Source organism: Paraburkholderia sediminicola (assembly GCF_046026675.1).
GTDB classification, from domain to species: Bacteria; Pseudomonadota; Gammaproteobacteria; order Burkholderiales; family Burkholderiaceae; genus Paraburkholderia; species Paraburkholderia sediminicola_F.
The window spans coordinates 1,556,652-1,572,062 of the sequence record NZ_JAQQEY010000002.1; the positions used below are offsets into that span (position 1 = coordinate 1,556,652).

A 15,411-nucleotide genomic window follows, 5' to 3' on the forward strand; every position below is an offset into this window, starting at 1 on the left:
AGCATGACTGCACCAACCAGCCTGCCTTCCGTGCAGAACGAACCGCCCAAAGACGCAAAGCCGATCGGCACGCGCCTTGGATTCTCGAACTATATTGGCCTGCTTGGCGCGCTGCTCGGGATGATCATCCTGTTCTCGCTGCTGAGCTCGCACTTCCTGAGCTACGACACCTTCAGCACGATCGCAAACCAGATTCCCGATCTGGTCGTGATGTCGGTCGGTATGACCTTTGTGCTCATCATCGCCGGGATCGACCTGTCGGTCGGCTCCGTGCTGGCACTCGGCGCGGCGCTCACGAGCGTGGCGGCCTTGCAGTGGCACTGGCCGGCGTTGCCTGCCGCCTTGCTCGGCATGGCAGGGGCGGCCTTGACGGGTTGCGTGACCGGCGCAATTACCGTGGCCTGGCGGATTCCGTCGTTCATCGTGTCGCTCGGCGTGCTCGAGGCGGCCCGCGGTCTCGCGTACCAGCTGACCAACTCCCGCACGGCCTATATCGGCGATGCGTTCGACTTCCTGTCCAACCCGATTGCCTTCGGCATTTCTCCCGCGTTCCTGATTGCCATTGTCGTGATGGTCGTCGCGCAGTTGGTGCTGACCCGCACGGTGTTCGGGCGTTATCTGGTCGGCATTGGCACGAACGAGGAAGCGGTGCGCCTCGCGGGCGTCAACCCGCGTCCCTACAAGATCGCTGTATTCGCGATGATGGGCTTGCTGGCCGGCCTCGCGTCCCTGTTCCAGATTTCGCGGCTCGAGGCTGCCGATCCGAATGCCGGCGCGGGCATCGAATTGCAGGTGATCGCGGCCGTCGTGATCGGCGGAACGAGCTTGATGGGCGGACGCGGCTCGGTGATCAGCACGTTCTTCGGCGTGTTGATCATCTCGGTGCTGGCTGCGGGTCTTGCCCAGATCGGGGCGACCGAGCCGACCAAACGCATCATCACGGGGGCCGTGATTGTCGTGGCTGTCGTGCTGGATACGTATAGAAGCCGACGTCGCGCTGCATAAATATTGACCATTAATGACCGTCAGCGACCTTTCGTGGACGGTCAGCAGGAGAGTGAACGTGTCGAAAGAAGTGAAGCCGGGCCGCGTGCTCGTGGTGGGCAGCATCAATACCGACCTCGTCGCCCGTGCACCGCATTTGCCGCGGCCCGGCGAAACGATCAGCGGACAGGAGTTCTCGCAGGTTGCCGGCGGCAAGGGTGGCAACCAGGCAGTGGCGGCCGCCCGCATCGGTGCGCGCGTGGCGATGGTTGGGCGCGTGGGGGAGGATGCGAACGGCGCCCAGCGGGTCAAGGATCTGGAAGCTGAAGGAATCGATTGCGCGGGTGTCGAGGTCGACGCCGTGCAGCCCACCGGCGTCGCCATGGTGACGGTCTCGGACGACGGCCAGAACACGATCGTGGTGGTCGCGGGCAGTAACGGTGAGTTCACGCCTGAAGGCGTCGCACGCCACGAAGCGGCGATCAAGGCAAGCGACGTGGTGGTCTGCCAACTGGAAACGCCCTGGGATTCCGTCCACGCAACACTCGCGCTCGCCCGGCGCCTCGGCAAGATCACCGTGCTGAACCCGGCGCCGGCAACCGGCCCGCTACCGGCGGAATGGCTGCCGCTCGTCGACTACCTCGTGCCGAACGAGGTTGAAGCCGCGATACTCGCCGGCTTGCCGGTCGAATCGCAAAGCGGCGCGAGAAGGGCGGCGCTGGAGCTGCAACGCGGCGGCGCCCGCAACGTGATCGTCACGCTCGGTGCGCAAGGCGCTTACCTGTTGCCGGAAGGAGGTGAAGGCATGCATTTTCCCGCGCCGCAGGTGAGGGCGGTCGATACGACTGCGGCCGGTGACACCTTTATCGGTGTCTTTGCCGCGCAACTCGCCGCCCGGCAGCCGCTGGAAGGCGCAATCAGCCTTGCGCAACGCGCGGCATCGATTTCGGTCACGCGCGCCGGCGCGCAGCCGTCGATCCCGACTCGCGCGGAAGTCGAAAGCGCAGCCTGAAACGGATGCCTGTTGTGACATGAGGCAGTCCGACCTGCAACTCTGGGTAGCTTGACGTTGAATGACCGGCACCATCTCCGGATGGTGTTCCCCCTGGTTTGATCGCGATCTCTACTGGAATAAATGGACGAAACATGAAATCACAATACATAGGCATCCTGATGATGACGTCGCTGCTCGCCGCATGTGGGGGCAGTGTGACGACCACCGATCCGCTCGCCAACGCGCCGAAGGTCATCATCGATTCGGATTTCAACACGATGGGCGACGACGGCCAGTTATTCGCCATGACCACACAGTTGATGGGGCAGGGCAAGGTCAACCTGCTCGGGCTGACCGTCGTGACCGGTAACGACTGGTTGCTCCAGGAAGAAGCGGATGCGCTGAAGGCGGTGGAGCGCATGGGCGTGCAGAACGTGGTGGGTGTCTACGGCGGCGCCGACTATCCGTTGCAATACGATGTGGCGAGCATTCGTGCGCAGCAGGCTGCCAATCCGCAAGGCTATTTCGGCGCGTGGATGCGGACGGAACCGACCCAGCAATCCCAGCTTGTGGCGCCGCCGGACGGTTTCGCGGTGTCGACGAAACTGCAGACGCAAAGTGCTGCGGACTTCATGATCCAGACCATCAAGCGCTATCCGAATCAGGTCACGATTCTCGAGGTTGGACCGCCCACCAATCTCGCCACGGCCATCAAGAAGGCGCCGGAGATCGTGCCGCTGATCAAGCAGATCGTCTACATGGGCGGCGCGATGGCGGTGCCGGGCAATGCGAATGCGGTGGGGGAACTCAACTGGTGGTTTGATCCGCTTGCCGTGCGCACGGTTCTTCAAACGACAATCCCCCAGGCCGTCATTCCACTCGACGTCACGGATACGGTGCCGCTCACGCAGAGCGTGTACGACCAGATCGTCAACAATCCGAGCAAACAGACCGCGGTGACCAGGGCGTACGGCATCGCCAACGCGGGCGCATTCGCCGACAACACCGATCTGTTCGATACCTTGACGATCGCCTATTTCATGGATCCGACCTACGCCACGCAGACGAAGAGCGCCTACCTCGATATCGACACGACGAGCGGCGAGGATCAGGGACACGTGACGGTCTACCCCGATCAACCCGCGGCGGGCGCGTCACCGAAAAAGATCACGTACGTCACGCAGTTCGACAACAATCGTTTCTTCAGCCTCTACGTCGATCTGCTTACGCGTCCTGTGCCGATTACCTTGCCTTGATAAGGGAGGGCATGCGCGGCGGATTATTCGCAACGCAGGGCCGCGGTCCTGTTCAGACGCGGCCCGGATCGAGCAGGTTCGAGCTGAAATCGCAGCACTGCGCGGCGAGCCGGGCGATTTCAGCATTCAGTGAGTGCGGTTGTTCCGCGCGATGCATCGCGACGTACGAGACAGGCGGCAAAGCCGGTCGCGTCTGAATCATCCCGAGCGCGCCGCGTGTGACCATGTGGTTCAGGCACGCCTTCGGCAGATAGCTGATGCCGAGGCCCGACAGCGTCAGCCCGATCTGCGCGATCAGACTGTTGCTCGCAAGAACTCTTTGCATGTTGACTCCGTGCTCCTGTAGAAAGCGGCTATAGATAAAGCCCGTTCCCGACAGGCCGCCCTGCAGGATCAGCGGGTACTGCGCAATCTCGGCGAGCGGAATGGCGGCCTGCTTCGGCGCCAGTGCCGGGGCACACATCCACGCATTCTCCACTTCGCCGACCCGCGTCATGACGAAGGACTCGGTGCTGTGGATTTGCGGCACGACGATGATGTCGATCGTGTCGTCCGCGAGCCGGTCGCGCAGCGTCGCGTTCAAGTCCACCTCGGCTTCGACCACGACCTTCGGATACGCCGCCTGGATCGCACCAATCAGCCGTGGCAGCCACGTCAAGGCGGTTAGCTCCGTCACGCCGACGCGGACCTGCCGAACCAACGCCTCCCTTGAGCTGATTCGCTCGACGATCTGGTCGCGCCGTTCGAGTAGTTCTTTTGCGTAGACGAAGAGGTCGGCGCCTTTCTCGGTCAGACGCGCGCTGCGGTGCGCACGGTCGAATACCGACAGGTCGAAGGCGCGCTCAAGTTCCTGAATCCGCTTCGAAACGGCCGACTGCGTGGTGTTGAGGCGGCTCGAAGCAGCCTCGAACGAACCCAGTTGCACGATCCAGTAGAGCGCTTCCATCTGCTTGAATGTCAGCATCGCGCCTTCCTTAATATGAATTAAAGCGATAGCTTCTCATACAAAAAAATCGCTTTTTTTACTTATTTCGGCTGCTTAAGGTTCCTCCATCGCCCCGCCCCCAATCTGGAGAGAGCATGGATACCGTTGTCGAAAGCCCGCCTGTCAACCATATCGAGCGCAAACCGCGTGTCGGACTCGCATGGCAGATACTGATCGGTCTCGTCATTGGCGTTGCCACGGGACTCGTGTTGAACCACTTTCCGCAAATGCGGGACGCGACCATTTCGGGGCTGTTGCAGCCCGCCGGCGACATCTTCATCAAGCTGATCAAGATGATCGTGGTGCCGATCGTATTCACGAGCATGGTGGTCGGGATCGCCGGTGTCGGCGATGGCAAATCGTTCGGGCGCATCGGCCTGAAAACACTCGTGTACTTCGAGGTGATCACGACGATCGCAATCCTGCTCGGGCTTATTCTTGGCAACGTGCTGCAGCCAGGCGTCGGCACCGACATGTCGCAGCTCGGCCACGCCGACATTTCCCGCTATCAGCAGGCAACGCAACAGGTGCAGGGCCATCATGGCCTGATGACCCTCGTGCTTGGCGTGATTCCGGACAATATCCTTGCTTCGATGGCGAAAGGCGATCTCCTGCCAGTGATCTTCTTTTCGGTGCTATTCGGCCTTGGCCTGCAATCGGTCCCGGAAGAATTCCGCAAGCCGGTGATCGCCATGCTCAAGGGTGTCGCGGAAGCCATGTTCAAGGTGACGAACATGGTGATGCGTTACGCGCCGATCGGCGTATGCGCGCTGATCGCGGTGACAGTGGCGAGTTTCGGCTTCGGTTCGTTGTTGCCGTTGCTCAAGCTGGTGGCCGTCACCTATCTGGCGATCGTGCTGTTTGTGCTTGTCGTGCTCGGCATCACCGCCCGGCTGTTCGGCTTTCGTATCTTCACGTTGCTGCGTGTTATCAAGGACGAACTGATCATCGCGTTCTCGACCTGCAGCTCGGCAACCGTGCTGCCGCAACTGATGAAGAAGATGGAAGACTACGGTGTGCCGAAGAGCATCACGACCTTCGTCGTGCCGACCGGATACACGTTCAATCTCGACGGTGCATCGATCTATCTCGGCATTGGCACGCTGTTCGTCGCGCAGTTGTATGGCATTCATCTTGGCTGGCAGGAGCAGATGGTCCTGGTGTTGACGATGGTCGTGACGTCCAAGGGTGCAGCCGGCGTACCGGGCTTCATGTTCGTGATTCTTCTCGCGACGCTGGCCAGCGCGGGGCTGCCGCTCGAAGGGCTCGCGTTCATCGCCGGCGTGGACCGCGTAATGGATATGGGACGTACCGCGCTGAACGTGGTGGGCAACGCGCTTGCGCCGCTCGTCATCGCCAAATGGGAGCGGCAGTACGACGCGGAGAAGGGCAAGGCGTATCTCGCGTCGCTCGACGCTTGAGTGAGCACGGTTCGCAGCACGACATCATTTAGCAGAAAGATCAGGAGCATCCAGATGAGCAGTAGCCAAGGCGAGTTCTTTTCCGAGTCGTTGATGCAGGAGATCAAGGCGCGTTTTCACCATGTCGACCACGATATCGACGGGAGCGAGCGACTCTTCTTCGACAACGCGGGTGGCTCGTTCCGCCTCAAGGCGGCCGTCGACGCGTTCGCGCGAATCGATGCGCTGCCCGATTGCCCGGAGCGCATTCACGCCCGCGCACGCCATCTTCAGGACGTTCAGGCGCGCGGCGAGACGGATATCCGCGCGATCCTCAACGCGAAGGACGGCAGCATTTATCCCTCATTGACCGCGTCGGGCGCGATGTTCGACATGGTGCGCGCGATTATGGAAAACGTGCCGGGCACCAACGCCGTCACGACGATCCTCGAACATCCGTCTTCTTTCGACGCAATGACGTACTACGCGCAACGCACGGGCAAGTCGTTGCGGGTTGCGCCCAGCAATCCGGAGACGGGCGGGGTAGACGTGGATGCGATTCTGTCGTTGATCGACGCGGACGCGGCGCTGCTCAGCGTGATGTACGCGTCGAATATTTCCGGCGCCAAGTTCGACATCGAGGCACTCGTCGGCCGGGCGCGCGAGAAGAAGCCCGGGCTCTTCATCGTTGTGGATGCGGTCCAGCACGCGCCGCATGGTGTCATCGACCTGCAGAAGACACCGGTCGACGGCATCAATTTCGCGCCCTACAAGTTTTTTGGCTGCCGGGGCTCCGGCATCTCCTGGCTGTCGCCGCGTGTGGCCGCTTTGCCGCATCACCGCCTCGACGCGAAGCAGGAAGGCGTGTGGGAACTCGGCAGCCCGGCGCCCTCGCAGTTCGCGGTCGTGACCGAGATCGTCGAGTATGTGACGTGGATCGGTGGCCGGTTCAGCGATGCCGACACGCGCCGCGAGCTTTTCGTGGAGGGGATGAAGCGTATAGAGTTGCATGAGCGCGCGCTGCTGGCGGCGCTACTCGATGGCCAGGGTGGGCGGCGCGGTTTGCGGCGACTCGATGGCGTGGAGGTGTTCTGGGATCATGCCGATCTTACGAAGCGCGACCTGATCCTGGGTATCGGCTTCGCGAATCTGAGCCCGACCGACGCGGTGCGCGAGTACGAGAAGCGCGGCGTGATCGTCTACGAGCGGATCGCCTCGAGTCTGTACTCGGGCCGCATGCTGAAGTCATTCAATCTGGCGGGCGCAGTGCGGATTTCGCCGCTGCATTGTCATGCACCCAGCGACGTCGAACGCTTTCTTTCTATTACAGAGGCGCTGACGACACTGTAAGGCGACGGTGCCGCGACCCATACGCAGGCCCCGATTACGGGGCGCACGGAAAGTATTGCGCCCCTTTACTTCCGCACCTCGCTCACTACCTCTGCCGCGCGACGCATCAACGTTTACCGCCGACGCTTACAGCACTGCAGGTAATCCGTAGAAACACAACCGTAGCCAAACTGTAGCGTCGTTTGGCTAGGATGCCTCCATCGCTCATGTATCGATCAATGGAGGTACCCGATGCTCAGCCATCACGAACTTGCGACACTCATGCTGCTTGGCGACACGGACAAGCGGCTGGAAGATTTCGATCCGGACGTACTGGCGTTACGCCGTTACGAGTTAGTGGAAATTCGGCAGCGTGGCCGGCAGGGTTCGACACTGCAACTGACCCGTCAGGGCCGTGAATTACTGGAGCGTCTGCGCACGGGCGCACCGCAATGATGCGAATACGGCGCGATCAGAGCTCACCCGCATGCCGGGCTGTGTGCATCGCGCCGCGGACGAAATCCGGCCACGAAGACCCATCCCTTACGTAGCCTCACAGCCTGCCAAACGTTTGCGCTATTTGCACGATTATGTCTGACGATTGAGAGGGTTAAAGATTTGCGTTTTGCATGTCGTTATCCAGTCAAATAAGTCAGGACCATCGCACATACCCGCGCCTCATGAAGACGCGGGATGAGCGAGGCAATAGCTCTACGGGGGATTGAATTTTGAATCAGCAACGATCGCCATGGTCGCGCGCAGCGGCTCCGGGCGAAGTCATCTATTCCGAAGGCTTCGCGGGCGACGCCGTCATCTACGTAATCGCAGACGGCAAAGTCGAAATCTCCACCCAATGCGACGAAAAGAAGGTCATTCTCGCCACGCTAGGCAAGGGCGAGTTTTTTGGCGAGGCCTCGTTGTTGCCGGCCGAACCACGAGCGCACACTGCGAAAGCAATAAGCTTCTGTCAATTGACTGTCATCGCGGCAAGCGTGGTGGAAGAGGAACTCGAGCGCGTATCGCCGCTGCTGCGCCATATCGTGCGCACCATGATTCGACGGGTGAGAAAGAAGGACGATGTCCTCGCCACCAACACGCACGCTGATTTTCTGCCGGGGGTCCTCTCATACGCGCACGTTCTGTCGCTGATGGCGGGTATTGAGAGCGCGGACCGGGTGGATGGGCGCTCGCGCCGCGCTCAGGGGGAGGAGTGCTCGGTGCCTCTGCCCGAAGTCATCAAGAAGTGTCATGCGATTGCCGGTCATTCCCGTCCGCATGTGATGGCGATGCTCAAGCGCATGGAAAAACTCAACCTCGTCACGCTCGAACCGGGCCGCTCCGATCGCGTGAGCACGCTGTCAGCGCGCTATTCGGCGCAGGACGGTGCAGCCGGCCGGCAACTCGTGACTTTCGATCCCGTGCGGATCACGGAACGGGCCCAGCAGGTGGCGGACCACGATCTCGACGTGTCGATCAACAGCGAACTGGAACTGATCGAGCTGGCCGACCTGGAAGCCCTGATCGGCGTCGAGAAGAACCTGATTCTCAACAAGCTCGCGCATGCGGAAATCGCCGAAGACATCTTCGCGTTCCGCAAGACCAAGGTGTTGAATTACGTCGAGGAAAAGGGCATCACGTATTTTTCCCGGCGTACTCCCCGTGGCGCAAGCGAGCTGAAGTCGCTGGCCGATCTGGAGTTTGTCGACCAGCGAACCTTGTTCGAAGCCATCAGCGCTTTCGACACCTATGACCTCGCGAAACTGCTTTCTGCTGTCACAGGCGAGCCGATTTGCGATCGCCTGTTCTCGGTGATGACCGAGGCGCGCAAGAAGGAGGTGTCGTGGGTCATGCGCCGTGAAATCAAGATCGATCCGCTCGAGATTGCCGAGATCGAGGAGCGCTTCATCGAGACCGTACGCGCGATCAAATCTCCGGCCGCCGCTGCAGCGCCGCTTTCCAATGTGGATGCCTGACGCCTGATGGTCGGACACCGGATGCTTTCAGGTCCGGTCCGATCACTGGAGCAGCCGTTCGAGAGGACGTATGGATCTTTTGACGCTATTTGGCGCCCTGTTCGGCGTGACCGCCATCGTGGCCGGATTTTCGCTCGAGGGTGGTCACTTCACCTCGCTGTTTCAGCTGGAGGCGTTCGTCATCGTATTGGGCGGTACCTTCGGCGCGGTGATGATCCAGAACACGTGGGCGAGGTTTTATGACGGCGTGAAGCAACTGCGGCTCGCGTTTGTGAAAGCGCGGCAGGTCGACCGGCAAAGCTTGTCGGTCCTGCTCGAGTGGGGCGATCAGGCGAAGCTGAACGGCATGCTCGTATTCGAGTCGATTGAGGCGGGCGACATCAATCCGTTTGCCAAGCGAGGTCTCGAGCTTCTGGCCAACGGGGTGTCGACGGCTGTGCTTGAAGACGCCCTGCAACGGGAACTGGACGCCTATGAGCGCAATCACATGGCGGCCGCGCGGATATGGCAGCAGGCCGGTGGCTACGCGCCTACGTTCGGCATTCTGGGGGCGGTGCTTGGCCTGATTCAGGTCACGGGCCATCTGCTTGAGCCAGCGCAACTCGGACAAGGCATTGCCGTCGCCTTTGTGGCGACGCTGTACGGTCTTGCGCTGGCGAATCTGGTTTTTCTGCCGCTGTACGGAAAGATCAGGGCGCAGGTGGATAGCGAATTGCGCTTCAGACGTTTGTACCTCGATGGCTTGCTCGCGATTTCGCGCAAGGAGTCGCCCCATACGATCGAAACCCGGCTCGCGGGCGACGTCCGGGAACGATCGGCTGAGTTGCTGGGATAACCCGGGATTGCCCTGGGATAACTCGGGATAGCCGGCCTCGATCGGTTGGCGCTAACGCGCCAGGCGTCCATTCAAACGCAATTCGGAAGCAGACGTTTCGAGCATGACAATCTCCTCGGGTAACAAGCGCCTTGCGGCGGACAAAGCCGGCTATCGGCACGACGATGACGACGGCGATGGCGAGGCGCAGTCCGGGCGCTGGTTGATCTCCTACGCGGATCTCATCACCACGTTGATGGTGCTGTTTCTGGCGCTTTACGCGCTGCAGTTGGCGAAAAACCGGGAGCTCGAAGTCAGGATGCTCGAGCGCCGCGAGGTGAAAACGGCGACGGCCGCCGGCAGCGCCCACGTACCGGTGGTCGCCGTGCCCGGCGCGCCGGAGGCCGCGAGGCGGCAGCTTCTTTCCTTGCTGGCGCCGCTTCAGGACAACCGGCAGATCACGATCTCGAGTGCCTCACAGGGCGTGGAAATCGCCATCAACGCGAAAATTCTCTTCAACTCGGGCGACGCGCGCCTGTTGCCGGAGTCGTTTGGCGTCCTGGATCAGATCGCAGGGGTGCTGCGCGACCGCTCGAAGAACAACATCCTCGTCGAAGGGCACACGGACAGCGTGCCGATATCGACAGCGAAGTACGAGTCCAACTGGGAACTGTCGTCGGCACGAGCCGGCGCCGTGGTTCGATTCTTTGCCGACAAGGGCATTGAAGCTCACAGAATGGCCGCCATTGGCAGGGCGGACAACTTCCCCCTGATCATCGGCGAGGATGCCGCAGCGCGCGCCGCGAATCGCCGCGTCACCATCCTCGTGGAATATTGAGTCGCAGGCAGCGTGAGTACGCGGCGCATCAACATGGATCTCTCTACGGTCCACATGAATCAAAACCGGCCGGTTCACGCCGCATTTCACTCAGCGCTGAACTAAGTCGGACACCGTGTGCTTCGCGAGCATCCGGGACGCTATGCGACGCGCCAGGTACGAAGTTTTTTACCTACCGCCCGCAAAACCCCATCGTTTGAAACGTAGCTTTTCGCCGCGTGGCGCGCGACCAGCAAGGCGCTGCGCCTGGTGCGAGGCGAAGCGGGCACATCGCTTACGTCACACAAAAAAATGTGTTCGGCTGCCGGCCTGTCCCACGTCCAAGCGATTCATAAATCCTCCGTCAATCCCCGTAGTGCGGGCCAGCACACATAGCAATGCAGGCGCGGGCCACGTCAATCTCGCAACCTGTCCACCGAAACGACCATTTGCTGTCTCAAGCTTGCGACACGCTGGTCCACGACCTGTAAAAGCTACTTTTGTGTGTTGAGACCCGGCATTTTTGACCTGGGCATTCGTCAAACCATTGCCAGTCATCACGGCCGAGGGTTTCCCCACCCTCCGGAAATTACGCCTGGCGCATCGCGGCAACCCGCCGCCACGACCGCTCACGGCGTATCAAACACGAATCATCGCGTGATGCGAACCCCCTTCTGCGGGGTGCGCCGAATCGCTCATCACCGTCCAGCAAGGTTTTGAGGGCACATGGCACAGCGCGTGCAATAAGCGAGTCACAAAGCGAAACACGTTGCAGCCGGGAAGCAGCAAACGAGCAGAAGCAGCAGAAAAATCCCGGCGGCAGCAACAGTCTTCGTAGAACGCGTCGGAGAGTTCAACGCGCTTTACGGGGTGCGGCGGGGCCAACGAAAAACGGATGTCAATAAAGCACGGCGCGAACGATCGATACGGGGTATCGGCGATTCGCGACCGGGACGACGTGAAGCGCTGACCTCGCCACTTTTTCCGTCTCTGTGGACGGGCCTCAACACCGCACCAGTGGACCTGTTTTCAGGCAGCTGTGGCGGCACAAACCGAAGTCAACTTTCACTCTTACGGGGGTTAGCATGAAGAACACGATCCAACAATTTCTGCGCGAAGAAGACGGTGTTGCAGCGATCGAATACGGCCTGCTGGCCGGGCTGATTGCGGTGGCGATCATCACGACGATTGGCTTGATCGGCACGCGTCTCAACACCGTGTTTGGGTTCGTTTCGACGGCACTGAATGGTGTGGTCAACCCAGCTGCGTAGTTCGACCCACAGCAACAGGCGCATACCCGATCGCTACCCTGTTTCGATTGTCCTTCGAAACAGGGTAGCGACGGCCTCGCGCCAATAAGAAACGACTCCAGCAGGGCAATTCGATCCTTGAAACGGAGCAGAAAATGAACGGGGTTCCTTTTCCGGTTGGACCGTGCGTAGTGACATTGGCATTGCTCGCCGCATTATGGGACATGCAAACGCGCCGGATTCCTAACTGGCTGGTGGCGACGGGATTAATTGCGGCGATACCTGTGCAATGGTTCACGCAAGGCGGTATCGACGGGATGCAGATGTGGTTGGGCGGCATGCTCGTAGGCGGCGCGATATTTCTGCCGGGCTATGCGATGCGGCTGATGGGCGCCGGCGACGTGAAGCTGATGGCTGCGATCGGCGCTTTCTGTGGCGCTTACGGCGCACTCGAAATAGGTTTGGTGACCTGTGTGATTGGTGGAATCGGGTCGCTTGCAATACTGCTCCGGCGACGTCAGATGCGCGCTGGACTGAGCGGGGTGGCGACATTGCTGGTGAGCTACACGACGCCGGGCAACGGCGCAAGGCAGCGGCAAGGCGGTGTGGCCGAAAGTAGTGCGACGGGGTCCATGCCGTACGGAGTGGCCATAGCGATAGGCAGCGCACTCGTGTTGTTCTACAGCGTGTGACGCGGACCAGCAGGCCAAAAAAAATCGGGGGTTCAAAATGAAAAATGCGCGCGCTGTAACGATGCTGCTGATCGCGACGCTGGCCGGCCTCACCGCGGTCGTGTTCGCTTCACGCTGGATGATCTCGCAGACGTCGAATGCCACCACCAAGGTGGTGGTGGCCGCAACCGACATCAATCTCGGTCAGCGGATCGGGCCGGACTTTCTGAAGCTCACCGACTGGCCATCGAACAGCGTGCCGCCCGGCGCGTACACCGACGTCCAGAAACTCGACGGCCGTGTGCTCAAGGAAAGCCTCTTGCACGGTGAACCGATTGTCGACGCGAAGCTGACACCGGTCGGCACGCTCGGGGGCCTGTCGGCGGTAATCGGCGAAGGCAAGCGGGCCATCACGGTACGGGTGAACGACGTGATCGGTGTGGCGGGTTTCGCGCTGCCGGGCAACTACGTCGACATCATCGTCAACACGCAGAAAGACAATCGCGATCCCGGTGCGCAGCGCGACCAGAACATTTCGAAGATCGTGCTCGAAAAGATTCTGGTGCTGGCCGTCGCTCAGGAAGTGGGCCGCGACGAAACCAAGCCTAAGGTGGTCGATGCGGTGACGCTCGAAGTGTCGCCGGAACAGGCCGAGAAGATCGACCTGGCGCGCAGCATCGGCACGCTCTCGCTGGTATTGCGCAACCAGATCGATCCGCAGGCGATCGACACCGCTGGCGCCACCAAGGCAACGCTGCTCAAGATGCCGGTTGCGGTAGTCGCCGCGTCTGAACCGAAACCGGCGCACATCATACGGAAAGTGGCGGTGCGCGCGCCGGGCAACTGTGTCCGCGTGCTCGACGGCGCCGACGCACGACAAGAATGCTTTTGACAGGCCTTAGCCTGCAAGCCGTGACCGATATGCGTGACTGACCACCAGGTCCAGCGCGTTAAAAAAGCGGCACATAACGGGGGTAGGACATGAAAGCCAGAACGAATCAGCGCGCTCGCGCGCCGCAGGACCCGCTTGGCCCAGGTGAATCGCGCGGACTGCATGCGCGCTCTGCCCGCGGCCGGACCCGGATCGCTGAAGCTTGCACTTGCGTGGTGGTCGGACTGTATCTGTCGATGCTGCCGGTCGCGCAAGCGGCCGGACAGAATGCAGCTGCCAATGTGCCAGGTTTGCCGGATATGCCGGTCACCATGGCGTCAAACGGAGCCGTGCATCTGACCATCGCGGCAACGGGCATGAGCGGCGGCGCCTCTTCCGGCGGCGCGGCCCAAGCCACCCGCGGACCCAATTGCAGCGGCCCGGTGGCGGAACATACTTCAGTGACGATCCCGGTCGGCAAATCGACGATGGTCGACGTGCGCGAACCCGTGCGCAGCCGCACCGTCGGCAATCCGTCGATCGTGCAGGCGATGCTGGTGTCGCCGCAAACGCTCTATCTGCTCGGCTCGGACGTCGGCACCACCAACATGATCGTGCAAGGCCGTAGCGGCTCCTGCACGATCATCGACGTGAGCGTTGGCGCGGACCCGGGCGGCCTGCAACAGACGCTCGCCGCGCTGATGCCGGAGGAAACCGGCATCCAGGTCAAGACAGCCGCCGATACGCTGGTGCTGACCGGCACGGTCACCGATGCAGTCAAGGCCGAGCGTGTGATGGAACTGGCGCGCGCCTTCGTGGCCCGGCCGACCACCGCGCTGCAAGGTGGTGCGCCGATGGGAAGCGGCCCGCTGCCGATCGGTGCGGCGCCACGCGCGATGGGCGCGCCGGCACCGACGCTCGGTGGCGGGAGTGGCGAACGCATCATCAACATGATGCATGTGGCCGCGCCGCAGCAAGTCATGCTCGAAGTGAAAGTCGCCGAAGTCTCGAAGACGTTGATTGACCAGCTCGGCGTCGCGGCCAACATCCAGGGCGGCATCGGCAGCTGGAGTTTCGGCTTGCTGGCCAATTACCTGTCCGGCGGATTGAGCGCGCTGACCGCCTCGAAAGCGAACAATCTGCCGCTCAACCTCGCGGTCGACGCGCAGAAAACCGATCAACTCGTGAAGATCCTCGCCGAGCCGAATCTGATGGCGATCAGCGGCCAGGAAGCAAGCTTTCTCGCGGGCGGCAAGGTCTACATTCCGGTGCCGCAAAGCAACGGCTCGGGCGGCACGACGATCGTCCTGCAGGAAGAGCAATACGGTGTCGGCCTGACCTTCACGCCGACGGTGCTCGAAGGCGGCCGTATCAATCTCAAGGTGTCGCCGGAAGTGTCCGAGCTCTCGTCGACCGGTGTGGTTGTCAGCGCCGGCAACTCGAACACGACCTCGATCCTGCCGCTGATCACGACGCGGCGCGCCTCGACCACGCTGCAGGTGTTCGACGGTCAGAGCTTTGCGATCGGCGGTCTCCTGAAGAGCAACGTGACTGGCTCGATCAAAGGTCTGCCTGGCGCGGCTGAACTGCCGGTGCTCGGCGCGCTGTTTCGCAGCACCAGCTACGAACAGGACAAGACGGAACTGGTGTTCGTCGTGACGCCGCGTCTCGCCAAGCCGCTGCCGCAGCACTATCCGCTACCGACCGACGGTTTCAGCGACGCCAACGAAGGGAACGTGTATCTGACCGGCCATATGGAAGGCGCGAAGCGCGCCGCGCCAGCAGCGGGGGCCACGGCACCGGTTGCACCGAATTCGCCGAACGCGCCTTCGACGCCGGCCGCGCCTGACATGCCCGCGGCAATCAGCCAGACACCGGTGGTGACCACGCCTGTCGCAACGCCGGCCACGTCCACGCAACCGTTGCCACCCACGCAACCCAAGCCAGGCCAGGATGATCGTACGCCGGCCCCGGTGGCCGCGACCACCCCGGCCCACGACGCCGCGCTCGTCAGCCAAACATCGGCGGCCGGCGCCGCCTCACACGCCGCGCGCTGAATCGCGACTC

The 15,411-nt window shown here is 61.7% G+C and carries 14 protein-coding genes; 13 read left to right on the top strand and 1 reads right to left on the bottom strand.

All coding sequences use genetic code 11. The features are described from left to right. The first annotated feature begins 3 nt into the window (after positions 1-3). The 3 genes from PQQ86_RS26640 (at position 4) to PQQ86_RS26650 (ending at position 3,234) form a co-directional block, all read left to right on the top strand. Complete coding sequence (locus PQQ86_RS26640; RefSeq protein ID WP_408273696.1) at positions 4-1,005, top strand: ABC transporter permease; 1,002 nt, start codon at positions 4-6, stop codon at positions 1,003-1,005. Positions 1,006-1,018: 13 nt separating this feature from the next. Next, the gene (gene rbsK / locus PQQ86_RS26645; protein ID WP_408273699.1) at positions 1,019-1,996 is read left to right on the top strand and encodes a ribokinase; all 978 of its coding nucleotides are present in this window, start codon (positions 1,019-1,021) and stop codon (positions 1,994-1,996) included. 134 nt (positions 1,997-2,130) lie between these two features. Further along, positions 2,131-3,234, top strand: coding sequence for a nucleoside hydrolase (locus PQQ86_RS26650; protein WP_408273702.1), 1,104 nt, complete (start codon positions 2,131-2,133; stop codon positions 3,232-3,234). A gap of 52 nt (positions 3,235-3,286) precedes the next feature. On the opposite strand, the gene PQQ86_RS26655 is transcribed toward PQQ86_RS26650, so the two are convergent. Continuing rightward, a complete protein-coding gene (locus PQQ86_RS26655; protein ID WP_408273705.1) occupies positions 3,287-4,198 on the bottom strand; it encodes a LysR family transcriptional regulator in 912 nt (303 codons plus the stop codon). Positions 4,199-4,314: 116 nt separating this feature from the next. Between PQQ86_RS26655 and gltP the strand changes: the two genes are divergently transcribed. The 10 genes from gltP to PQQ86_RS26705 all read left to right on the top strand — a co-directional run bounded on the left by gltP (position 4,315) and on the right by PQQ86_RS26705 (position 15,401). Further along, positions 4,315-5,640 carry a glutamate/aspartate:proton symporter GltP gene (gltP, locus tag PQQ86_RS26660; RefSeq protein ID WP_408273708.1) on the top strand — a complete coding sequence of 442 codons (1,326 nt, stop codon included), beginning with the start codon at positions 4,315-4,317 and terminating at the stop codon, positions 5,638-5,640. 54 nt (positions 5,641-5,694) lie between these two features. After that, positions 5,695-6,969 (top strand): aminotransferase class V-fold PLP-dependent enzyme, encoded by a 1,275-nt coding sequence (locus PQQ86_RS26665; protein ID WP_408273710.1) that lies wholly within the window; start codon positions 5,695-5,697, stop codon positions 6,967-6,969. Between the two features lie 231 nt (positions 6,970-7,200). Continuing rightward, positions 7,201-7,404: a hypothetical protein gene (locus PQQ86_RS26670; RefSeq protein WP_408273713.1), complete on the top strand. Its 204-nt coding sequence runs from the start codon at positions 7,201-7,203 to the stop codon at positions 7,402-7,404. Positions 7,405-7,676: 272 nt separating this feature from the next. After that, positions 7,677-8,921 (top strand): Crp/Fnr family transcriptional regulator, encoded by a 1,245-nt coding sequence (locus tag PQQ86_RS26675; protein ID WP_408273716.1) that lies wholly within the window; start codon positions 7,677-7,679, stop codon positions 8,919-8,921. A 70-nt stretch (positions 8,922-8,991) separates the two neighbouring features. Continuing rightward, positions 8,992-9,756: a flagellar motor protein gene (locus PQQ86_RS26680; protein ID WP_408273719.1), complete on the top strand. Its 765-nt coding sequence runs from the start codon at positions 8,992-8,994 to the stop codon at positions 9,754-9,756. Between the two features lie 103 nt (positions 9,757-9,859). Then, positions 9,860-10,573 carry an OmpA family protein gene (locus PQQ86_RS26685; protein WP_408273722.1) on the top strand — a complete coding sequence of 238 codons (714 nt, stop codon included), beginning with the start codon at positions 9,860-9,862 and terminating at the stop codon, positions 10,571-10,573. 1,064 nt (positions 10,574-11,637) lie between these two features. Next, positions 11,638-11,823, top strand: coding sequence for a Flp family type IVb pilin (locus PQQ86_RS26690; RefSeq protein WP_408273725.1), 186 nt, complete (start codon positions 11,638-11,640; stop codon positions 11,821-11,823). Positions 11,824-11,957: 134 nt separating this feature from the next. Continuing rightward, the gene (locus PQQ86_RS26695; protein WP_408273728.1) at positions 11,958-12,494 is read left to right on the top strand and encodes an A24 family peptidase; all 537 of its coding nucleotides are present in this window, start codon (positions 11,958-11,960) and stop codon (positions 12,492-12,494) included. A gap of 37 nt (positions 12,495-12,531) precedes the next feature. Then, positions 12,532-13,365, top strand: coding sequence for a Flp pilus assembly protein CpaB (gene cpaB, locus PQQ86_RS26700; RefSeq protein WP_408273730.1), 834 nt, complete (start codon positions 12,532-12,534; stop codon positions 13,363-13,365). An 89-nt stretch (positions 13,366-13,454) separates the two neighbouring features. Continuing rightward, on the top strand, positions 13,455-15,401 hold the full coding sequence (locus PQQ86_RS26705) for a type II and III secretion system protein family protein (RefSeq protein WP_408273733.1): 1,947 nt from the start codon (positions 13,455-13,457) through the stop codon (positions 15,399-15,401). Positions 15,402-15,411 lie beyond the last annotated feature (10 nt).